24 protein-coding genes are annotated in these 21,741 nt (G+C 37.4%); 18 read left to right on the top strand and 6 right to left on the bottom strand.

Annotation, left to right across the window (positions count from 1 at the left end):
* Positions 1 to 314 precede the first annotated feature (314 nt).
* From LDX54_RS08490 to LDX54_RS08470, 5 genes are all read left to right on the top strand, one after another.
* Positions 315 to 407 (top strand): putative holin-like toxin, encoded by a 93-nt coding sequence (locus LDX54_RS08490; protein WP_081945322.1) that lies wholly within the window; start codon positions 315 to 317, stop codon positions 405 to 407.
* A gap of 903 nt (positions 408 to 1,310) precedes the next feature.
* A complete protein-coding gene (locus tag LDX54_RS08485; RefSeq protein WP_174795150.1) occupies positions 1,311 to 1,487 on the top strand; it encodes a hypothetical protein in 177 nt (58 codons plus the stop codon).
* Positions 1,484 to 1,831, top strand: a complete 348-nt coding sequence (locus LDX54_RS08480; RefSeq protein WP_265667443.1) for a hypothetical protein — start codon at positions 1,484 to 1,486, stop codon at positions 1,829 to 1,831. Before LDX54_RS08485 ends, LDX54_RS08480 begins: the two co-directional genes overlap by 4 nt.
* The gene (locus tag LDX54_RS08475; protein WP_187157316.1) at positions 1,807 to 2,133 is read left to right on the top strand and encodes a hypothetical protein; all 327 of its coding nucleotides are present in this window, start codon (positions 1,807 to 1,809) and stop codon (positions 2,131 to 2,133) included. The genes LDX54_RS08480 and LDX54_RS08475 overlap by 25 nt, the downstream gene beginning before the upstream one ends.
* 63 nt (positions 2,134 to 2,196) lie before the next feature.
* Complete coding sequence (locus LDX54_RS08470; protein ID WP_146207101.1) at positions 2,197 to 2,499, top strand: hypothetical protein; 303 nt, start codon at positions 2,197 to 2,199, stop codon at positions 2,497 to 2,499.
* A gap of 163 nt (positions 2,500 to 2,662) precedes the next feature.
* On the opposite strand, the gene LDX54_RS08465 is transcribed toward LDX54_RS08470, so the two are convergent.
* From LDX54_RS08465 to LDX54_RS08450, 4 genes are all read right to left on the bottom strand, one after another.
* Positions 2,663 to 2,881 (bottom strand): hypothetical protein, encoded by a 219-nt coding sequence (locus LDX54_RS08465; RefSeq protein WP_187157315.1) that lies wholly within the window; start codon positions 2,879 to 2,881, stop codon positions 2,663 to 2,665.
* A gap of 115 nt (positions 2,882 to 2,996) precedes the next feature.
* Complete coding sequence (locus LDX54_RS08460; RefSeq protein WP_187157313.1) at positions 2,997 to 3,155, bottom strand: hypothetical protein; 159 nt, start codon at positions 3,153 to 3,155, stop codon at positions 2,997 to 2,999.
* Between the two features lie 97 nt (positions 3,156 to 3,252).
* The gene (locus LDX54_RS08455; RefSeq protein ID WP_046325572.1) at positions 3,253 to 3,729 is read right to left on the bottom strand and encodes a nucleoside 2-deoxyribosyltransferase; all 477 of its coding nucleotides are present in this window, start codon (positions 3,727 to 3,729) and stop codon (positions 3,253 to 3,255) included.
* A gap of 24 nt (positions 3,730 to 3,753) precedes the next feature.
* The gene (locus LDX54_RS08450) at positions 3,754 to 4,554 is read right to left on the bottom strand and encodes a tyrosine-protein phosphatase (protein ID WP_265667444.1); all 801 of its coding nucleotides are present in this window, start codon (positions 4,552 to 4,554) and stop codon (positions 3,754 to 3,756) included.
* A 143-nt stretch (positions 4,555 to 4,697) separates the two neighbouring features.
* On the opposite strand from LDX54_RS08450, the gene LDX54_RS08445 reads away from it, so the two are divergent.
* From LDX54_RS08445 to phnE (LDX54_RS08420), 6 genes are all read left to right on the top strand, one after another.
* Positions 4,698 to 5,189, top strand: a complete 492-nt coding sequence (locus LDX54_RS08445) for a universal stress protein (protein ID WP_110446633.1) — start codon at positions 4,698 to 4,700, stop codon at positions 5,187 to 5,189.
* A gap of 510 nt (positions 5,190 to 5,699) precedes the next feature.
* The gene (locus tag LDX54_RS08440) at positions 5,700 to 6,632 is read left to right on the top strand and encodes a phosphate/phosphite/phosphonate ABC transporter substrate-binding protein (RefSeq protein ID WP_265667445.1); all 933 of its coding nucleotides are present in this window, start codon (positions 5,700 to 5,702) and stop codon (positions 6,630 to 6,632) included.
* Positions 6,633 to 6,957: 325 nt separating this feature from the next.
* Positions 6,958 to 7,884, top strand: a complete 927-nt coding sequence (locus LDX54_RS08435; RefSeq protein WP_265667446.1) for a phosphate/phosphite/phosphonate ABC transporter substrate-binding protein — start codon at positions 6,958 to 6,960, stop codon at positions 7,882 to 7,884.
* Between the two features lie 20 nt (positions 7,885 to 7,904).
* Positions 7,905 to 8,678 (top strand): phosphonate ABC transporter ATP-binding protein, encoded by a 774-nt coding sequence (phnC, locus tag LDX54_RS08430; RefSeq protein WP_046325567.1) that lies wholly within the window; start codon positions 7,905 to 7,907, stop codon positions 8,676 to 8,678.
* Positions 8,671 to 9,474 (top strand): phosphonate ABC transporter, permease protein PhnE, encoded by an 804-nt coding sequence (gene phnE / locus LDX54_RS08425; protein ID WP_122026542.1) that lies wholly within the window; start codon positions 8,671 to 8,673, stop codon positions 9,472 to 9,474. Before phnC ends, phnE (LDX54_RS08425) begins: the two co-directional genes overlap by 8 nt.
* A complete protein-coding gene (gene phnE, locus LDX54_RS08420) occupies positions 9,474 to 10,286 on the top strand; it encodes a phosphonate ABC transporter, permease protein PhnE (RefSeq protein WP_122038053.1) in 813 nt (270 codons plus the stop codon). Before phnE (LDX54_RS08425) ends, phnE (LDX54_RS08420) begins: the two co-directional genes overlap by 1 nt.
* Positions 10,287 to 10,343: 57 nt before the next feature.
* Here phnE (LDX54_RS08420) and LDX54_RS08415 read toward each other — a convergent pair whose 3' ends face one another.
* Complete coding sequence (locus LDX54_RS08415; protein WP_187157309.1) at positions 10,344 to 10,910, bottom strand: DNA-3-methyladenine glycosylase I; 567 nt, start codon at positions 10,908 to 10,910, stop codon at positions 10,344 to 10,346.
* 188 nt (positions 10,911 to 11,098) lie between these two features.
* Here LDX54_RS08415 and LDX54_RS08410 point away from each other — a divergent pair, with 188 nt between their 5' ends.
* The 7 genes from LDX54_RS08410 to LDX54_RS08380 all read left to right on the top strand — a co-directional run bounded on the left by LDX54_RS08410 (position 11,099) and on the right by LDX54_RS08380 (position 21,198).
* Complete coding sequence (locus LDX54_RS08410; RefSeq protein WP_046325563.1) at positions 11,099 to 11,584, top strand: hypothetical protein; 486 nt, start codon at positions 11,099 to 11,101, stop codon at positions 11,582 to 11,584.
* 55 nt (positions 11,585 to 11,639) lie between these two features.
* On the top strand, positions 11,640 to 13,037 hold the full coding sequence (locus tag LDX54_RS08405) for a metallophosphoesterase (protein ID WP_122026540.1): 1,398 nt from the start codon (positions 11,640 to 11,642) through the stop codon (positions 13,035 to 13,037).
* Between the two features lie 109 nt (positions 13,038 to 13,146).
* The gene (gene asnB / locus LDX54_RS08400; protein ID WP_265667447.1) at positions 13,147 to 15,096 is read left to right on the top strand and encodes an asparagine synthase (glutamine-hydrolyzing); all 1,950 of its coding nucleotides are present in this window, start codon (positions 13,147 to 13,149) and stop codon (positions 15,094 to 15,096) included.
* Between the two features lie 19 nt (positions 15,097 to 15,115).
* The gene (locus LDX54_RS08395; protein WP_265667448.1) at positions 15,116 to 16,372 is read left to right on the top strand and encodes a carboxylate--amine ligase; all 1,257 of its coding nucleotides are present in this window, start codon (positions 15,116 to 15,118) and stop codon (positions 16,370 to 16,372) included.
* A gap of 168 nt (positions 16,373 to 16,540) precedes the next feature.
* On the top strand, positions 16,541 to 17,761 hold the full coding sequence (locus LDX54_RS08390) for an MFS transporter (protein ID WP_187157305.1): 1,221 nt from the start codon (positions 16,541 to 16,543) through the stop codon (positions 17,759 to 17,761).
* 95 nt (positions 17,762 to 17,856) lie between these two features.
* Entirely contained in the window at positions 17,857 to 19,806 is a 1,950-nt protein-coding gene (locus tag LDX54_RS08385) for a M13 family metallopeptidase (RefSeq protein ID WP_122038048.1), read from the top strand.
* 144 nt (positions 19,807 to 19,950) lie between these two features.
* A complete protein-coding gene (locus LDX54_RS08380; protein WP_122038047.1) occupies positions 19,951 to 21,198 on the top strand; it encodes a CPBP family intramembrane glutamic endopeptidase in 1,248 nt (415 codons plus the stop codon).
* A gap of 274 nt (positions 21,199 to 21,472) precedes the next feature.
* On the opposite strand, the gene LDX54_RS08375 is transcribed toward LDX54_RS08380, so the two are convergent.
* Entirely contained in the window at positions 21,473 to 21,673 is a 201-nt protein-coding gene (locus LDX54_RS08375) for a hypothetical protein (protein ID WP_110446623.1), read from the bottom strand.
* Positions 21,674 to 21,741: the final 68 nt, after the last annotated feature.

Raw genomic sequence — 21,741 nt, 5'->3', positions numbered from 1 at the left:
GTGTTTTTATATCTAAATTATCTAAACAAGATCAAATTGAAGTCTATCATAATTAGCATTTGGCGCAAACAATATAAGTATTGTAACTACTGAAATAACCTTCAAAAATAAAAACCAAGCCATTTTAATGGCTTGGTGTATATGATTATAGATAATTTTCCTAAAATCTGGTTAATATTTGAGATTGGTTTGTTATAATTTAATCAGCGTAGAAAAGTTAAAAGGACGGTAGCTGCCGCTTTCATGAAGGAAGTGAGGCCTATGAACTATCTTGATTCATACTCCAATCTCCCAAAAGAAGGGAGCAGCAGTTGATGAGCACTGCCGAAGCGTTAAGTTTAATGCTTAACTTTGGCATGTTTATCTTGACCTTGTTAATGTTTATTGACAAGCATCATGATAAATGAGCAAATCAAAAAACCGTCCTAGAAACTAGCTGGGCGGTTTATAAATTTAAAAAATTATAACTATAAGCGCAACTACCGTCCTTTGTGGCGGCTCTACGTGAGGAAGACTTATTGGCGTAAGCCTTCCTTTTTCTTACACCTGTATTTTAGCATGAATGTCTTTACGGTGCAATTAAGTATTATAGAGCAGAATTCATTGCGTAAAAGAATACAAGGCATTTTAAATTGCAAAGATAGAGCTAATTTAACAACATGCAGTTAATTTTACCCACTAAGCTAAACTGCCTTGAACAATTATCTTGCTCACACAAAAACCGTTTCAACAGAAACGGTTTTTATTGACAAGCATCATGATAAATGAGCAAATCAAAAACCGTCCTAGAGACTAGCTGGGCGGTTTTAATGTAAAACTAATATAAGCGCAGCTACCGTCCTTTGTGGCGGCTCTACGTGGGGAAGACTTATTGAGGTAAGTCTTCCTTTCACTTACACCTGTATTTTAGCATGAATAACTTTATGGTGCAATTAAGTAATATATAGTAGATTTTATAATGTTAAAGAATACAAGGCTTTTTAAATTGCAAAGCTGACGCTAATTTAACAATATGCAATTAGATTACGCGCTAAACTATAAACTTCCTAAACAATTGAAAACATATAACAAAAACCGTCTCAATGATGTGAACCCCAAATTTGTCCTAAATTTAAGGAAAATATTTCTATCAAAACAAAAGTAGATCAATTCTTGATTAAAGCAAATGCTGAGAGCGCAATTCTAAGGCCAAGTTCATTGAAGTTAGCAAGACAAATCCCAAAGGTTTTTTATGTTAGAACACATACTCTCTAAATGATATAATCATCAATAACTAGTAACGCTCATTTTATAGGAAAGGGGTAAAAATAATGGTTAATCCAAAACAATTAGAAGAAGATATTAAGAATATGAACTATGATCAGATTAATAAAATGATTGACAACTCGACTAATCAAGTTGATACCAATTTCTGGATAACAATTCGGGATCGCGCACTTCAATTACGACAGAGACAGATAATTAATCGTAAAGACTTTATTAGATGAGTATAGATCTATATATGTTTGCAGGAGTTAATGGAGCCGGGAAATTAACTCTGTATAGCTCAATAGATGCAAATGAGCGTCCCAAAATTAAAAACAGTAGGCTTGCTAATGCAGATGAAATTGCCCGGAACAACCACTGGGATTGGCGCGACCCTGTAAGCAATTTTAAAGCAATGAGAATGGAAGTCAAAAGAATCAATTCTTTTATTGCTAATAAACAAAGCTTCAATATGGAAACTACTTTAGCTTCTTCCAAAAAAACTTATATAAACATCTTAAGTTCAGCTAAGGAGCAGGTTTTACTACACATTTATTATATGTGGGCGTTGATAGTGCAGAATTAGCTAAAGAAAGGGTTAAGTATAGGGTAGTTAAAGGTGGTCATGGGATACCTGACGAAGTAATTGATCGACGCTATTCAAAATCAGTCAAGAATTTAGAATTACTAGCTCCATTATTCGATAGCGTAGAACTATATGATAACACTAATGTATTTCAGACTATTTATGAAAGAAATAGGTTAAAGACGACGACCTTTAAAACCTCTATAGTCTGGGCTCAGCCAAGCATTATGGCCGATAAGCATGCGATTAGAGTTAAGCAACTTGCTCTGCAGCGACTTAAAAGAGCAAAGCGAAAGGAATAAAAATATAGTTATTGCTAATTAGAAGGATAGCATATGCTATCCTTTTTATTTAGAAAGGAAATAATGAACGAAAAGAAACAAGAAGATTTAATACTTGCTATAAAAACAAGTATTAAAAATGATTTTGAATATAGAATTGAAAAATCATATAAAAATAGTGTTTTTATTGTTGTGTATTCTACTGAAAGTCTCTCTAGCATTTTACATTTATGTGGAACGCTTGGTGCCTTTTTTAATTATGGTAAGGCAGAAGAAGTCGATGAAATTCATGCTTTTGAATATGAAATTTCAATAACTGATTATGGACTTGATCTTTCAGAGGTTGCAAGATTGATACGTGAACACATAGATCCTAATGATATTTGATAAGACCACCTATCACTAGAGTTAAAGAAGGCACTTTAAAGTGCCTTCTTTAATTTGCTTAGGGTAGTTGAAAAAGTGACTAATAAAGTTCATGCTTCGTTGGTTACAAATAAACAATAGAAAAATTTTACCACCGTCAAAACCAACCTTAAATTTTTAAGTTTCAGTTCAATTGAGTACACCCATCAATGATCGGTGATAAATAGGTCTTTTGCTCATTGAGCTTAAACTCAGTTATATCTGAATACCATTTGTGATTGGAATAAACCGCACTAAAGCTGCGTTTAATCAGATCAGGCTTAATCGGACACTGAGTGCCACGATAGCTGTTGTATTTGTGCCAGCGTTTACTGACTATGCCAAATAATTTCATTTTGTTCATTAGGCGCTGCACTTTTTTATGATTGATTAATAAGCCGCGCCGTCTAGTTCTACAGTAATGCACCGACTGCCATAGCGGTGCTTGTGTTCTTCATAAATAGCTTTGATTTCAGCCATTATTTCTCGATTATTCCGCTCTTTGTCCTTCTTCTAATGTAGTAGTAATTACTACCAGAAAGATGGGGCAGATTCTGATTGGCATTAGTGGTTTCAACCTGATAGTTTTGCCAAAGATTAAAAATTTCAATTTTGTCTTGCTTAGATAGTTTAGTCATAATAATACCCCCAAATTTGTCCTAAATTTGGGGGTCATATCTCAACAGAAACGGTTTTTATTTGTCTTATTTAGTTTTTGTATGAACGCAGCTTTGTTTAATAAGCAGCTCCATCGTAAAAGTCAAAACGAGGTTTGTTGAAATCAAAGTCTTTCACTTCACTGAGCTTAAGTGCAATATCACAAACGCCCCAGCTCATTAAATTGATTGGTTTGCCATAGTCTTCATCAGGAATAACCAACACAATGTATTTTCCTTGAGACAGCGCATAACCCAATTCCATACCGAGACCTACATCTTCTTCATCTGGTAAATAGACACCGATCATAATATCGCTGGTCTTAATACCGGTTAAGTCACCGCGGTAAGTAGCGGTTTCCCATTCACGATCACGCAGATATTCAGGATGCTCCTCGACATTGATGCCTTTGTATTGATGATCTAAAGGAACATAGCTGTTTTCCAGGTCAATGGTTGGGTTTTCTTCTAAAGCTTTCATTGTCTTCTTGTAAGCGTCGTTTTGCTTATCGTTAAACCAACCAGCACCAAAATAAACAGTCTTTGTTTTAGTCATAAAATTTCTCCTTACCATTTAAACCTATTTTAAATATATTTCACGTAATTTACTGATTTCATCATCAGTTAATCTCATAATATCATGTAAGTAGTTTTCAACGCTACCATAATTTTTATTTATAGTTGAAACTACAAAGTCAATGTACTCGGAGTGCACGGTTTGCAAGTCTTTTAGGATATTTACTGTAACGTCGTTTGCTCCTTCATCTTTGGCTTTTTGCAAAAAATCATGGACAAAGTCTTTGGTGGCAACGTTTGTTAACAGGTAATCTTTTTTGATAGTTTCAAATGGCACACCAAGTGCTGATAAAATCAGTAGTGCTGCAAAACCAGTTCGGTCTTTACCAGCGGTGCAATGGAAAATTACACTCCGGTTTTCTTCGTCATTAGCTAGCAGTACATCAAAAAAGTGGCGGTAAGCTTTTTGAGCAGACTCGCTTTTAATCATGTCATCATAGGCCAAAAACATGTGGTCAAATCCCGCTTGGGGATCTTGGTTTTTTTGACTAAGAATTTCATCGATTCCCTTTGATGACTCAGTCAAGTCCTCACTAAATACCGGATCAAAATTGTAAATGGCACCTGCAGGAACCCGATCAGGCTCTTTTTCAGCCTCATCTTTACTCCGGAAGTCAACGACATACTTAACGCCATAGTCATGTAAAAATTTCAGATCGGTTTTATCCAGTTTTGCCAAGTTAGCTGTTCTGAGTAATTTATGCATTTTAACAGTTTTGCCGTCAGTAGTTTGATAGCCGCCCAGCTCGCGGAAATTACGGCCACTTGTTACGCCAATTAATTGATTTTTAAGTTTTTGGGTCATTGAATACCTCCACCTTTGCATTTGACAATTACACTTAATTTTAGCAATAAACTAGTATATAAACAATTATAAAAAAACCTAAGTGGATAGTGAAATTATGGTAAAATAAACAAAAGAACATTATATTTCAAAAGGGTGAGAACATGGAAACGAAAAAAGCTAGCATTTTAGTTCCAGTTGACGGTTCAGAGTCGGCAGAAAGATCCTTTGATAAAGCAGTTAAAATCGCAATGACGGAAAATGCACATATCGATGTCTTGAGTGTTATTGATACCAGACAATTCTTGGGTGAAATGCAAGATACACTGATCACGGGCGACACCGTTTATCAGATGACGCAAGATTCAGAAAAATATCTTAAAAGCTTAAAAGAATGGGCTCATGACAACTTAGGCTTCGATGATATTGATTATCATATTCGTTATGGCAGTCCGAAGGCGATTATTTCCTATGACTTTATTAAAGATCATCACAATGATTTGATTATCATGGGTGCAACAGGATTAAATGCAGTAGAAAGAATGTTGATGGGTTCAGTTACTGAATATGTTAATCAACATGCTTTGGCTGATGTTTTAATTGTCAGAACAGACGTTAATAATAATCCACTTAAGCCGCAAAACGGTAAGAAATAATTATACATAAATTTAAAAGCATACGATCAACAATTCGTGTGCCTTTTTTATGCCCAAAAGTCAAAGCTAATTTCTAATAGTGTTCGGAAATACTATTTTAATAACACGATAATTAAATAAAATTTTATTATTCCTTGCTATTTTACGAATATTTATGGTATTATCTTTATGAAATGAACGTAATTATAGTGTTTGGAAGGTTGAGGGTAATGACGGTAACAGGAAAAATTTATAATTTATTCTCCTATTTATATACTGTTCAACTCGCTTTGTTAACTGTTCGTTTTTCTTTCAGAATAACTACCAGGGCATGATATGACATTGGTCATATCATGCCTTTTTATTTGCTTAATTTCAGGAGGATGTAATGAAAAATAGAAACGGAAGCTGATTCGGGTTAATTTTATTTGAATATTTACATGAATAAATTGCCATGAATATGACAACGAAGTTTATGCTTAAACAAAATTAAAGTTATGGTATACGTATTTATTAGGAGTAAAAAAACAAATGACCAAAATCAAAAAGTTTCTGATAGCATGTTTTGCATTATTATTAACCGTTGGTGCTACCGCATGTTCCAATTCAAGTAAGAAATCAAGTTCAAGCAGTAACACGCCAAAGTCACTCAACGTCCAGTTTGTTCCCAGCGTAGCAGCTAACAAGTTGGAAGCACGGGCTAAGCCTATGGAAAAGTTATTGTCTAAGCGTCTGGGGATTCCGGTACATGTTTCAATGTCAACGGACTACAACGGACTAGTTGAAGCCATGAAATCTAAGAAAGTAGAAGTCGGTTTTTTACCTTCAGATGCGTACATTATGGCTCATAAACAAGGCGCAGCAGATTTACTACTGCAGGCAGAACGTTACCGCGTTACACAGCCAAATGGTGTAAGAACCAAAGAATTAGTTAATTCATATCGTGGTGAAGTAGTAGTAAAGAAAGGCTCCTCAATTAAGAGCTGGAAGGATTTAAAAGGCAAGTCTATTTCTGTAACAGATGTTACATCTGACTCGGGTTATATTTTCCCTATTGCAGAATTAAAACAAAAGGGCTTAGATGTTACTAAAAAGTGTAAACTGGTAACAGTTACAGGTGCAGACCAAGCAGTTCTTAACGTATTAAACGGTGATACTGACGCGGCATTTGTTTATGAAGATGCTAGAAATGATGTGCTGAAGGATGAACCAAAGATTATGAGCAAGGTTGTACCTATTTACTTCACTAAACGTATTCCTAACGATACTATTTCGGTTCTTCCAAGTATGTCTAAATCATTTAGGAAGAAGTTAGCCAAAGCCTTTATTTCAATTGCTAATTCAAAAGCTGGTAAAAAGATGATAGAAAATATTTATAGTCATGAAGGATATACATACGCTAAAGACAGTGATTATAACATCATCAGAAAGTATGATAAATTAATTGCTTCTACTAAGAAATAGTTTCCCCCATATTTAAAAAATCTCAAAAGGCTACATACTAAGAATTAAATAAACTTTCTTAAACAAAATAAGATTTCTAGTCAATTCTCTTTTCTAAATAAAACATTTCTGCTATTATTTGATAGAATAAATACGGTATGTCGAAAGGAGGGTGAAGGTAATGCAAAAACGGCGCTTGGCGTTCAATGAAGTTTTTGCAAAAAAGCCTTTTCGTTCCTTTCAAAATGGTATTGTTCGCTTTTTAGTAAAAGTGTTATTGAAAGACTTAGTTTAATTCACATTCGTGTTTTTAGCTAAAGTCTTTTTTTATGTCTGGGAGGGCATGATGAAAAAATTTAGAAAAATACTAGCTGGTGCCGCTGTTTTTTTAGTAGCATTCATGATGGCTGCCTGCTCAAACAAAGAAAAGAGCAAAGATACTGGCACGCCTAAGTCTTTGAACGTCCAATTCGTTCCTAGCCAGGCTGCCACTAAACTGGAATCTCGTGCAAAGCCACTGGAAAAAATGTTGTCGGATCGTTTAGGCATTCCAGTACACGTATCAATGTCTACCGACTACAACACGGTGGTTGAAGCCATGAAGTCTAAGAAAGTTGATGTGGGCTTCTTGCCGCCAAATGGCTACATTTTAGCTCATAAGCAGGGCGCAGCAGATGTCTTGCTCCAAGCTCAAAGATATGGTGTTAAGCAACCTGATGGACGACCAACTAAGGAACTGGTCAACTTCTATCGCGCTGAAATTGTGGCAAAGAAAAATTCAAAAATTAAAAGCTGGAAAGATTTAAAGGGCAAGTCTATTTCTATTCAAAGTCCCACTTCTTCAGCTGGCTACGTTTTCCCAATTGCTGAATTAAAGGAAAAGGGTCTTGATGTACGTAAGAGTTGCAAGCTAGTGACAGTAACTGGTCAAGACCAAGCTGTTTTGAATGTTCTCAATGGCGACACAGACGCCGCATTTGTTTTTGAAGATGCACGGACAATTGTTAAAGACGATAATCCTAAGATCATGAGCCAAGTTGTTCCAATTTACTTTACTAAGCCTATTCCAAACGATACCATTTCCGTTGTTCCGAGCATGAGTGAATCATTCAGAAAGAAATTGGCAAAGGCATTTATCGATATCGGTAAGTCTAAGAAGGGTAAAAAGGTCATCGAAAGTATTTACACTCACGAAGGATATGTCCACACTAAGGACAGCGACTTTAATGTTGTGCGTAAGTATGAAAAAATTATTGAATCGACCAAAAAATAAGAATACAAAGGAAGTTTATAATGGCAGATTCTGCAGTTAAGCCAATAATCGAATTAAAAAACGTTAAAAAAGTTTATGGCAAAGATGTTGTTGGTTTAAAAAACGTCAATTTAACTATTAATAAAGGTGAATTTGTCGTTATTGTTGGTCTATCCGGCGCCGGCAAATCAACACTTTTGCGGTCGATTAACCGTTTAATTGATATTACTGAAGGTGATATTTTAATTAACGGTGAATCTATTACCAAGGCCAAGGGTAAAAAGTTAAGAACACTGCGCCGGCATATTGGAATGATTTTCCAAAGCTTTAATCTGGTTAAACGGTCAAGTGTTCTGCGTAACGTTTTAACAGGCAGAGTGGGTTATTATCCTACTTGGAAATCTACTCTCAATCTTTTTACTAAAGAAGATAAGCAGCGGGCATATGATGCACTGCAGCAAGTGGATTTGGCAGACAAGGTTTATTCACGAGCTGATGAATTGTCTGGTGGTCAGCAACAAAGAGTGGCGATTGCCCGTGTCTTGACTCAAAACCCGGATATTATTTTGGCGGATGAGCCGACAGCTTCACTTGACCCGCAGACTTCACGCCGCGTAATGAAAGACTTGCAGATGCTGAATGAAAAGCATGGTATGACGGTAGTCATTAACCTGCACAGCGTCCAGTTAGCACAAGAATTCGGTAAACGGGTCATTGGTGTTCGTGCTGGTGAAATTATTTATGACGGCAAGATGTCAGATACTCCGGCATCCACGTTTGATCAGATCTATTCCGGTGGTGATCAAGATGAGTAGCACAGAGCAAGAAAAGCTGATGACTTTACCTAAGAAAAAGCTTAAAATTTTGAATTGGCTTTGGGTGCTGCTTTTTGTCGCTGGATTATTCATTTCTACTAATGAAACCAAAACAGATTTGGGTGCTCTATTTGCCAACTTTGGGGATTTTGCTGAAATTTTCTTGCAGATGTTGCACCCAGACTGGTCATACCTGGCAACAGTTGTACCGCTGTTGCTTGAAACTATTAAGATGGCGATCTTAGGCACGGCGATAGGTTCTGTAATTGCTTTTATTTATTCTTTGCTTATTGCCCGCAATATTGTTAAAAATAAGGCAGTTACGGGTATTTTGCGGATAATCATGAACATTATCAGAACTATACCGGACTTGCTTCTTGGTGCCATCTTTGTCGCTATTGTTGGTATCGGACCGGTAGCCGGTGTCTTAGCACTAGCTATTTGTACATTCGGAATTGTGGTCAAGCTCTTTTATGAAGCTATTGAAACTATTGATCCGGGTCCGATTGAAGCACTAACTGCAGTTGGGGCTAATAAAATACAAATAATTGTCTTTGCGGTTTTGCCACAAGTTATTACCTATTTTATTTCTTATTGTTTATACGCATTCGAAATTAACGTGCGGGCTTCAACCGTTTTGGGTTATATCGGTGCCGGTGGTATTGGACTATATCTGCAGCAAACACTGCAAATTTTCGATTATCCGAAGACAGGTACAATTATTATTGTAATTATCATAGTGGTAGTGCTGATTGACTACGTTTCATCTAAGTCACGGGAGGCGTTGATGCAATAATGGATACAAGTATGAAAAAGTTACCTCCTAGGCCTATAGATGTTAAAAAGCGTGCCTTTCACTGGTTGATGGCTATTATCACAGTAGTGCTGATTATTTGGTCATGTACTGGTATTGACTTTGGCGGCATTAAAGAAACTGCCGGTCAAATTGCAGGTGCCATCTTTTCCGGCATTTTCCACCCTGACTGGTCATATGTTTATAACGGTACAGGTGAAGATCTGCTTTCGCAGCTTTGGGAAACTGTCTGCATTGCCTTTTTGGGCACATTTATTTCCGCCATTATTTCACTGCCGTTTGCCTTCTGGGCAGCACATACTAAGCATAAGCACTGGTATGTCTCACGCTCTGGTAAAATTGTGCTGGCAATCATCAGATCATTCCCAGAAATTGTTTTGGCTTTGATGTTTATTAAAGCTGTAGGCCCTGGCTCAGCAGCCGGTGTTTTGGCCTTAGGCTTTCACTCAGTAGGGATGCTCGCCAAGCTCTTTTCTGAAGCAATTGAAAACTTAGACGATGGCCCTAACGAAGCAGTTACTGCGGTTGGTGGTTCAAAAACAAATATTATTATGTTTTCTACTATGCCTAATCTGATGCCTGCTCTTATTTCAAACACGTTATACCGGTTTGACGTTTCGATTCGGTCCGCTTCTATCTTAGGCTTAGTTGGAGCTGGTGGTATCGGCTATCCGCTAATTATTGCGCTGCAATACCGCCAGTGGAACCGTGTTGGTATCATTTTATTAGGTATCATTATTATGGTTGTTGTAATTGACTGGATTTCAGGCTGGATTCGGAAGAAATTAGTGTAAAACGTAAATATAACAAATGATGAATCAAGTTGGTAACTAGCAACTTGGTTCATTTTTTTAGCCGTGATATTTAAACGGGCAATTTTCAAGGTGATCATTAATTAAGCCTACGCTTTGTAAGAAAGAATAAATAATTACGGGACCCACAAAAGTAAAGCCGTCTTTTTTCATCTGCTTTGCTAGTTCTTGCGCAATCTTGTTTGTCGTTGGTACTTCAGTACTTGTTTGGGGATGATGAATAATTGGTGTAGGAATAAATTCTTGCAAATAATGCGCAAAGCTGCCGTATGTGGCATCAATAATTAGCAGGGCGCGAGCATTGTTAACTGCCGCCACAATTTTTCTTTGATTGCGGATAATTGCCTTGTTCTGCAGTAAGCGAGTTTGGTCCAGCGCACTCATTTGGGCAACTTCTTCTGGAATAAAGTTGTAAAAAGCCTGCCTAAAGCTTAAACGTTTATGCAAAACAGTGGACCAGCTGAGTCCGGATTGAAACAGTTCTAGTACCAGCATTTCAAATAAATAGCGTTCGTCTAAATTTAACTTACCCCATTCGTGATCGTGGTATTCTCTAACTAAGGCATCATCATGGTCACTCCAGGGGCAGCGAGTGATATCATTCATTTTTATTTCTCCTTAAATATATCTTAGCGTTCATTAATAAATACGCCAAAAGTTTGCTATTCTTTGTAAAACAATTTGACTAGTAAATTTAATTATTTTCTTTTTCCTAAAATATTAGAAACTTTGTCCTCAAAAAGTGCAATAGTAGTTTTTTTGGTATAATATATATTGAACTTTAGGAGGAAACCATGGAGAAGTTAGAAATAGTAACTTTGGCCGATGACTTGGCCGCAAATCAAGAGAGTATTTTAAATAAAGAAACAGATTTTGACGCCGAGGCAGTTTATCGTGTAATTGATAATTTGCACGTATTGCATAAGCCAATAAAAGAATACTTCGGCATGACTCAGGAAGAGTATTATGACACTGAAAGTGATCATAAACTGACTTTGATTAAATTATCAGAGCAGTTAACCGATTTACATGATCGGATTTTAACTAACCACGTTGACGGTTTTGTTGACAAGAATGAAATCAACTTGACTTATAATCATGAAAATCCTTATGAAGATGGATTTTATAATGATATAGTAGACTTTCACGTTGTTAGTTACAGCTTAAAAGTAATTGGAGCCGTTGAAGAAGTAGCGCCAAAAACATTACAAGGAGTTTTGTCTAAGGATGCACTTCTGTCAATTGGTTTAGCGGCACACGCTTTAGAAAAAAGTTTATAATTTTAGAGCTGAAACATGTGTGTTCAGCTCTTTTTCTTTCTGCTTGAGGCAAAAAATGGGTGTTTTTAAGTATGCTAAAGGATTAGCTGATAAAATAAACGGGGCTAAGCTGCATTCCTTATTTAAGAAAAAAGATGCACAGCTTGATCCCATGCAAGACTATTTGACAGTAGGAGAGTATCACGTTGACGGTGAACAAAGAACTCCCAATGATCAACCTTATACCTTGACTGTCTATCAAGATGAAGAAAAGGTGTTGCACCAGGCATTGAGCTTGGAAAGCACAGATAAGTTAGAGCCTGAATATGTGCGCAGGTATAGTCCTGAACTGCAGCGTTATCGCGCTTTTGTCAGCCGTAAAACCGGTAGGCGTTACGTGGTAGAAGAATATCTCGACCGCTTTATTGAAAGAGTAAAAGGCCACATTCGTACAGGGCAAAATTCTGTGAATGTGAGTGTCATTACGGACACTCATTATAAGGACCGTAACAGTATGGACTTTTATGGCTGGAATGGTTTGACACATGTTAATGAATTTTCTTATCTTGATGATTCCGGTCTTCTTAGTTTAAAAGTTCATTTAGGTGACTGGATCGATGGCTCTGATACCGGCTTTTTGGGCGAAAGTGAGTTAACTAAACTGCGTGATTCTTTTAAATCAGATAAGGTGCCTTATATTTTAATTAAAGGAAATCACGATGAAAATGATAAATTCGATGAACATCATGATTTAAGGGCTTCTTTTCCTGAAAATGAATTTGAAGGAATTATGTGGCCGGCTATGTATCAGCAAGATGGCATTCATTATATTTCCCGCCAGCACGGTGTTTGTTACTATGACGTGGATGACTTGCGCTTTATTTCTGTTAATACTTCAGATTTGCCCTATTATCTGGATGCACAAGGCAGAAAAAAATATGATGCTAAACTCACTTTGGCTGTGAGGGAAGATCAAATAGAAGAAATTATTGAAATTCTGGAGCAGTCATCAAATAAGCAAATTATCTTGATGAGTCATGCTAATCCCATCAATCGTAAGGGTTCAAACGCATTAAAGTACAATGGTCGTTCGCTGCATGAACTGCTGGTAGCTTTTAATCAAGGTGAAAAAGGAGAGATGCATTCCAGCTTTGGTCTGCCTCCTGAATTTCGTTTGGCAAATGAGTTTGACTTTACTAATGTAAAAAATGCCCGCATTATTGCCTACTTCTGCGGCCACAGACATAGAGAAGATCAGTACCGGATTAACGGAATCCAGTATATCTTGTTTAACTGTTCTGCACTGATGGGTCCTAATCATGCTTTGACTACTAAATATAATAAAAACTGGAAAAGGCAAATTGACCACCAAACCGAATTTGCCGGTTATATTGTAAACATTGATTTACAAAGACACTATATTCAGACCTTCGGCTATGGTGCTGCCAGCAAACGCAGAATCTTTTATATTTAGTAAAGTCGCGACGGGCAATTTGGAAATTGCCCGGTTCTTAGCATATAATGGAAAAGTTAAAATGAAGACAAAAATATACAAAGTAAGATAAATTAAGGGAAGTTAAGCAATGTGCGGAATTGTTGCATTCTATAATCCAGAAATAAATGATAAACAAGCTGCTATCGGTAAAATGATGGCGGCAATGAAGCATCGTGGTCCTGATTCAGATGGTTTTTATACCAATGACAAAATTGCTTTAGGGTTTCGGAGACTGTCAATCATTGATTTACGTGGCGGCAGTCAGCCAATCTACAACGAGGACAAAACAAAGGCGATTATCTTTAACGGTGAAATTTATAACTTCCAGCCTTTAAGAGAAGAATTGCTTGCGGCAGGTCACACATTTACCACTAAGTCCGATACGGAAGTGCTTTTACATGGTTTTGAAGAATGGGGTATGGCTGGCCTGCTCAAAAGAATCAGGGGCATGTTTGCCTTTATTATTTGGGATGATAAGACCCAGACAATGTATGGTGCCCGGGACTTTTTCGGCATTAAGCCGCTGTATTACAGCAATGAAAATGGTCATTTGATCATGGGCTCGGAAATTAAAAGCTTTCTGGCACTGCCCGGCTTTAAACGGCGTTTAAATATTGAGGCTGTTAAACCGTATTTGATGAATCAGTATAATGACCTGCATGAGACCTTCTTTAAGGGTATTTACAGGTTTCCTGCCGGTCACTGGTTCGAATACAAAGATGGCTCAATGAAAACCCACCAATACTGGGACGCGGAATACAAAGCCAATACTTTAAGTTTCGAAGAAACTGTTAATAAAATTAACGAGGACTTGCACGAATCAGTTAAACTGCACCATATTGCGGATGTTCCCGTCGGTGCCTTCTTATCTGAAGGGGTCGATTCCAGCTATATCACCAGTATCTTAAATCCAGATGACGTCTTTTCAATTTCGTTTGATGATGCTACTTATGATGAAGCGTCAAAGGCCAAGGCGCTAGCAGAGATTAAGGGCTGGAACTTCTTTTCTGACAAGGTTAAAGCAGATGAAGCAATGCGTGACTTCCCCGAGATGCAGTATCATATGGATGAACCGGATGCCAATCCGTCAATTATCCCGTTATGGTACCTCTGCAAAATGGCGCGAAAGCACGTCACTGTCGCACTCTCTGGTGAAGGTGCAGATGAATTGTTTGCCGGTTATGTCAATTACGGGATGCACACGCATAACAGTATTATTAAGGCCTTTACTTCGCAGTGCAAGAAATTGCCTAAGAACACTAAGGTTAAGCTGGCGCGCAGAATTAAGAAAATGCCGAACTTTCCGGGCAAAGTGCATCTGTATACCAACTTAGCTGAACCAAGTGAATTTTATGTTGGTCAATCGGTTATCTACGACATGGATTACCCGACCATCTTCTCTTCAGAAGATGCTAACAGCATCTTAAAGCCGTCTTACCGGAATAAGCTAACTGTTAACGGGATTTACCAAAGCGACTTTAAGAAGGTCAAAAATCTCGATAACGTCCGGCAAATGCAGTACATTGATCTGCATCACTTTATGCTTAATGATATTGAACAAAAGGCAGATAAGATTTCTATGGCACATTCGCTGGAATTGCGGGTACCTTATCTTGATAAAAAGGTGGCAGAAAGAGCAAATTCAATTCCCACCGATTATCTAGTTAATAAGCATGATACTAAATATGCTTTACGCAAGGCTTCAGAAAAGGTTTTACCAGCTGAATGGGCTAAACGGCCAAAACTAGGTTTCCCTACCCCAATCAAAGAATGGCTGCAAGAACCTCGTTTTTATAAGCAGGTACGCGAGCTGTTCAGCGAAGACTTTGTTCAGGACATCTTCGAGCAGGATAAAATTTTAGACTTACTTGATGAAAACTATAAAGGCGATGGCTCTCATCGCAGACAGATTTGGACAATTTATACGTTCTTAGTTTGGTATAAACTATTCTTTGTTGATTATGAAGGTACAGTTGCCAAATACCAGCGTGTTCAACCAGAAGTAGCCGATTTGATTAAACAAGGCAAATTGGTTTAATGAGGAGCAGAATTTATTAATGAAACGAAACTTTACACCAATTTTACTTGGTAGTGACATTAATGTTTACGGCATGGCCCGATCGTTTAACGAGGCTTATGGTATTAGCGTGAAAGCACTGGCTGACAGCCAGCTGGCAGCAACGCGTTATTCTAAAATTGTTAGTGTGGAACTACATCAGGGTTTTAGTGAAGATCCCACTTTTATTGAAGTAATGCGCAAGCAAATGAAACTCTACCAAGACCATGAAGAACCGGTGATTTTGATTTCATGCGGAGATGGTTATTCAGAACTGCTTGCTAAACACAAAGAAGAACTACAGCAGGTATTTGTTGTACCTTACGTGGACTACGACCTCTTACAAAAATTAATTTCAAAAGAAAACTTTTATCAAATTGCGGAAAAGTATGGTCTGCCGTACCCTAAGACTAAAATTGTGACTATGGCAGATTACAAGGCAGAAAATTATTTGGAACTGCCTTTTGGCTACCCACTGGAGCTTAAGCCGGAAGATCCGGTATCCTGGCTTGACGTGCAATTTGAAGGTCGCAAAAAGGCTTTTACCATTCATAATGAAACTGAATTGCGCGACATTGTCACAAAAATCTATGAAAATGGCTACAAAGAAGATTTAATTCTGCAGGACTTCATTCCCGGTGATGATTCCAACATGCGGGTGTTAAATGCCTATGTTGATAAGGATCATCATGTTAAGATGATGTGTATGGGTCATCCTTTGCTGGAAGATCCCACACCTCAGTCAATCGGCAATTATATGGCGATTTTACCTGATTATGATGAAAAGCTGTACGAGCAGGTTGAAGCATTTTTGGAAAAAATCAATTACACGGGGATGGCTAACTTTGACATTAAATATGATGCCCGCGATGGTAAATATAAGTTCTTTGAAATTAATTTGCGTCAGGGCCGTTCAAGTTTCTATGTGACCCTTAATGGTTATAATTTGGCCAAATGGTACGTGGACGATTATGTTTACGATTCACTGCAGGACAAGGAACCAATCTACGGTAACAAATTAAAGTCAAAGCATGAACTGTGGCTGGGTATTCCGGTGAGCGTGTTCAAGGAATATGCCGTGGACAATGAAGCTAAACAGATGGCCGAAGAACTGATTCATGAAGGGCGCTATGGTACAACTGTCTTTTATGATCAGGATCGCAATTTTAAGCGGTGGCTGCTTTTGAAATACATGTTTCATAATTATAAAGGACGCTACCAAAAGTATTACCAGGAAAATAAGGGCCAGTTCTTTTAGGCCTGTTTCCATTGCATAATAACAAAGATGATTGCAGCAAGGCATGTAATCATCTTTTTAGATATAAACTATCTTTTTACCAAGTTAGTTATTAGTTTTGGGGTGTTCTTTTTTAATACTTCTTGCTAAACTGGTAAATGGAATTTAAAAAAAGAAAGGACTGAATAAATGAAACTTAAACACGGATCTAATGAAGAAACAGAAATTAAGCTGCGTTGGCTGTTACTGGGGGAACTGGCCACGTGGATTGGGTCAAGTTTTGTTTGGCCCTTAACTTCGGTTTATTTAAACAAGCAATTACACATCAGCCTTTCTGTAATAGGGGTTGTTTTATTTTGCAATTGTGCCAGCAATGTCTTGGGCTCATTTTTAGCCGGGCGCTTATACGATCGCCTGAACCCCTACCCGTTAATTGTCACTGGTTTAGGACTTGATGCGCTGGTTCTGTTTATGATGGCATTCTTTCATGGCTGGCCGGAATATTGGATTTGGTTGATTATGACGGGATGTATCAGTGGCTGGAACGGCACGCTGATTAATTCAATTGCGACGAGTCTGCGCAAATATTCAGGACGCTACGTTTTCAATTTGATTTATTTTGCGCAAAACGTTGGTACTGTCACTGGTACTCTGCTTGTCGGTTATCTCTATGATTTTTCAATTGAATTTTTATTTATTCTGGCAGCATCTTTATTTGCTATTGCTTGCGTCAACGCGGCTATCCATTATCGCCCAATCAGCACTTTTCACCAAAACCGTAAAAAGAATGGTGTTAAAAAGGACGCACAATCCAAGGCAATTCCTATGCCAAAATATAACGTGATGTTGATGGTCGGATTTTTGGTTTCTTTAGCTGTGACCTGGTTAATGTATATGAACTGGGAGTCCAACCTGTCGGTTTACATGGTGTCATTGGGAATACCTTTCCACATGTATAGCCTACTATGGACCTTTAATGGTGCGATCATAGTTACTGTCCAGGTAATTTTGGCCCGTTTTCCCCATATTTTTAAAAACCTGTTTCAGCAAATTATTTTTGGCACGATCATGTTCGCAATCTCTTTTGCCACATTGATTTTTGCCAAGGACTTCGCCCATTTTGCACTGTCAATGTTTGTTCTGACGCTAGGTGAAGCGACAGCTTTTCCTGCCGTTCCTGCTTACATTAACTATTTATCCCCCGCAACCAGTAAGGGTAAATACCAGGGGGAAATTAATGTTGCCCGCGGTATTGGTCAGGCCTTTGGCCCCTTATTTGGCGGGATGGTAATTGATCGTGCGGGTTACATCCCGTTTTTCATAACAGCTGCCTGCGGTATTTTTCTGATGGTGCTAATGTTATTGCCCCTTCACGCAAAGTTGCGTAAACATATCACACTTTATAAATGATTTTGTAAAGGCTTTTTAATATTAACGGTTTGATTAAAATGATAAGATTAATTTAGTCTATTTTTAATTTAGATATAAAAGGGAGGACTTTCTGAATGAATAAAAATTTTGCTGTTCGCGGCGGTAGTGGCGATATTATTGAACCTAATGTTGCCGCTCGTCCACAGGACAACCTTTACTTGGCTATTAATTCTGAGTGGATTAAAAATACTACAATTCCTGAAGACCGTTCACGGATGGCTTCATTTGACGGCATCGATGTAGATGTTGAAAAGCATTTAATGCAGGATTTTGCCGATTTTGCATCTGGTAAAAAAGAAGTGCCGAACGTTCCTAACTTAGGTGAGGCAGTTAAGCTCTATAAATTAGCAGGCGATTTTGACAAGCGTAATAGAGAAGGTGCTGATCCGATTAAGGACGATTTAGCTATTCTTGACGGCATTAAGGACTTTTCTGACTACAACTTAAATGCGCCTGACTTAGCAACTTTTGCCTTGCTCCCATTTAGCTTTAGCGTTGAACCTGACATGAAGAATACCAAAGTTAATGCTTTGTATTTTGCTGGTCCTGGAACTTTCTTGCCTGACACTACAACTTATCAAACTCCTGATGCACCTCAATTGTTAGATACTTTGCAAAAGCAGTCAGTTAAGCTTTTAACCATGGCTGGTATTGCTCAAGCTCAAGCAGAAAAATATGCAGCAGATGCTATTAAGTTTGATGCTAAGCTATCTAAGATCGTTAAGTCTACAGAGGAGTGGGCAGATTATCCTGCTACTTACAATCCAATGAAGATTAAGGACTTTGAAGCTAAGTTTGATAAATTCAAGATTGCTTACTACTTGAAAGAAGCAATTGGCGAAGAACCAGAACGAATTATTGTTGAAGAACCACGCTACTTGGATCACATTAACGAAATTATCAATGAAGAAAACTTTGCTGAAATCAAGGGCTGGATGATTGTTACCTTTATTAATGCGGCTGCTGATTCTTTGTCACAAGACTTCAGAGAAGCAGCGTTCCCATTTAGCCAGGCTTTATATGGCCAGCCTAAGTTGTCTAGTGGTGAAAAGCAAGCTTACCACATTGCCAACGGTGCCTTTAGTGAAGTAGTCGGCGTTTATTACGGTCAAACTTATTTTGGCGAAGATGCTAAAAAAGACGTTGAGGATATGATTCATCGTATGCTTGACGTTTATAAGGAACGCCTGCAAAATAATGACTGGCTTTCTGAACAAACTAAAAAGCGTGCGATTGTTAAGCTTGATGCTTTGGTCTTGAAAATTGGTTATCCGGATAAAATCGAGGAAATTTATAATCGCTTAAAGGTTATCCCTGCAAGTCAAGGTGGCAGCCTTTATGCAAATGAACGTGCATTTACTATTGCAGAACAAAAGTACAACATTGAGCAACTGCACAAGGAAGTTGACCGGACAGTATGGGCAATGCCTGGTAATTTAGTTAACGCCTGCTATGATCCGCAGAGAAATGATCTGACTTTCCCTGCAGCCATTTTGCAAAAGCCATTCTATGACTTAAAGCAAGACAGAGCAGCTAACTTTGGTGGTATTGGTTCCGTAATTGCTCATGAAGTTTCACATGCGTTTGACAACAATGGTGCACAATTTGATGAATTGGGCAACATGACTAATTGGTGGACTGATGTGGATTACGCCGAATTCAAGAAGCGGACACAAGCTGAAATTGATTTGTTTGATGGCATCGAATATGGTCCGGTTAAACTCAATGGTAAGCAAATAGTTTCAGAAAATATTGCTGACCAGGGTGGTTTAACTGCTGCTGTTGAAGCCGCAAAGAATGAAAATGATGACTTAAAGAAATTATTTGAAAACTTTGCACGCATTTGGGCTAATAAGCAACTGACTGAATCAATTAAGAGTCAAACCGCTGTTGACGTTCATGCACCTGGTCCATTACGTGCCAACGTTCAAAGCCAATGTCAAGATGACTTTTACAAAGCCTTTGATGTTAAGCCTGAAGATGGCATGTGGCTCGACCCAGAAAAACGAGTACATATTTGGTAATTATTAGTAATAAATCAAAAACCATTGTTCTAATCATTTAGAACAATGGCTTTTTTTGTAAAGGTAAATAATAATTTTACTTATTTTAAAAAAGGATTAAAGATATATTGAAACACATTTTATATTTACTATAATGTAGTTACCATGAAGAATTTCAATCAAAACGCTGTATCAGCACGTACATCAGAAACAAATCGGATAATAAAAATTTTTCATTTAGCACAAACTGTGGGACAAATATTGATCTTACTAATTTGCGCTACTCTGGGTTTTGTTAATAGAAATCTTTTTAATCAAAGCCAAAAGCTTGCCATTTCACTCTCTCTTATTTTTGTTTGTTTACAATTTTCTTTATTACAGACTGAAAGTGAACAGCCGAAAAGATGGCAATTGATTAACCATTACATTGAAACTATAGCAATTTGTTACACTTTGCCAATTAGTTTGTCTTTGCTAACAAAATTACTGAATTACTATCATTTGATCAATGGCACTTTCTGGATGCTTTTGGTTACTTTTTATTCCCTTATCATGTATATTCCAATGGCTAAATTAGCCTTAAGTCGGGTGAACAATAATTGGGGCAGAATTTTGCTATTGATGTTTGTTGTCTATGACGTCCGGGTTGTAAGCAAGATTGCCGGAACTTTACGGTACAACAAGGTATTGCACCAGATAAATAATTCGGGTTTGTCTGGAATTCCTGTTTTAATCATCATTACTGTTTTGGTAATGACCAGTTGGAAAATACAAAAACCACACTTTCTATATAGTCGGAATGACTCAATTCTGTTTTCCAGCTTAATAACTTTGCTTTTAGCGGGAGTTTTATTTTTAATTGCTTTATCCCCTTTAGCCAAAGTTGATAACATTGCCGATACTTTGAGTTACTATTTTGATCAAATTAATCTTGGTATTATCGGGTCAGCTATACGAACAGGGATTGCTGAAGAATGGCTAATGCGTTTTTTAGTTATTGCTCTTCTTGCGCAAATTTTTCAAAGCAGTAAGTATCGTATATACTTAATTGTGTTATTTGATGGTCTACTTTTTGGGTTTTGGCATATCACCAACATTGCCTATCAAACGCCATTAACTACTTTGCGCCAAATGTTTGAGGTAAGTGGCGCGGGGTTGGTACTTGCTGCTATTTACCTTTACACACATTCGCTACTGTTAAATATGACCTATCATGGCTTATATGATTTTATTCTATTTCTTCAAGCTGGTATCGGCGAATATGGCAATCCAGTTAAGTCTGCAGTGCAACCTACTATGATGGATTGGCAGGGAACCATTTTGAGAGTGACTATTTATGCAGCTATAGCTTTAGTTATTATTTGGACCAAACGGAGACAAGAAGTAATCGCAAAAAACTTGGCGCAAATGTAATATTTTAAATTGCAGTTTAGGAAGTCATCAAGATTTTACGCAAGATGGAGAAATTAGAAAGAATCTGTTTGACAGTGAAATTCTAAGAAAATTTTTTCCGAAGCAACAAGATTAATTACCATTGATTTTGATTCCATAATTGACAAAGTAATTAAAAAACGCATAAGCTAGACTTTAGCTTGTGCGTTTTTGGTTTGAATAGTTTTCATATAACTAGTTTAGACATATGATTAATAAAAGAGATTTGGTTTATGGGGTTAATTAGTTTTAAAAACTAAAGAGCCACAAAATCTACCAACTTTTCATTAATTAAAATTTGATAAGCATAATATTCAGGTCCAATGTGTTGTACAATGGAGTCACTCACTTCAAGCTTATCGATATATTTATTCATAATTCGCTGGGCTTGGTCTTCACTTATGCCTTTACTCACAGCAAATGCGATCATTTGCTTAAGAAAAATATTTCTATCCATTGTACTTACACCTCACTATCCTAACTCGATCAACTGCTATCTGTTTGACTAGACTTTTACTACTTAGT

Source organism: Lactobacillus sp. IBH004, assembly GCF_026185255.2.
Classification (GTDB): Bacteria; Bacillota; Bacilli; order Lactobacillales; family Lactobacillaceae; genus Lactobacillus; species Lactobacillus melliventris.
The sequence above is the reverse complement of the archived record's forward strand: the minus strand, read 5'-3'. Positions and strand labels throughout refer to the sequence as shown.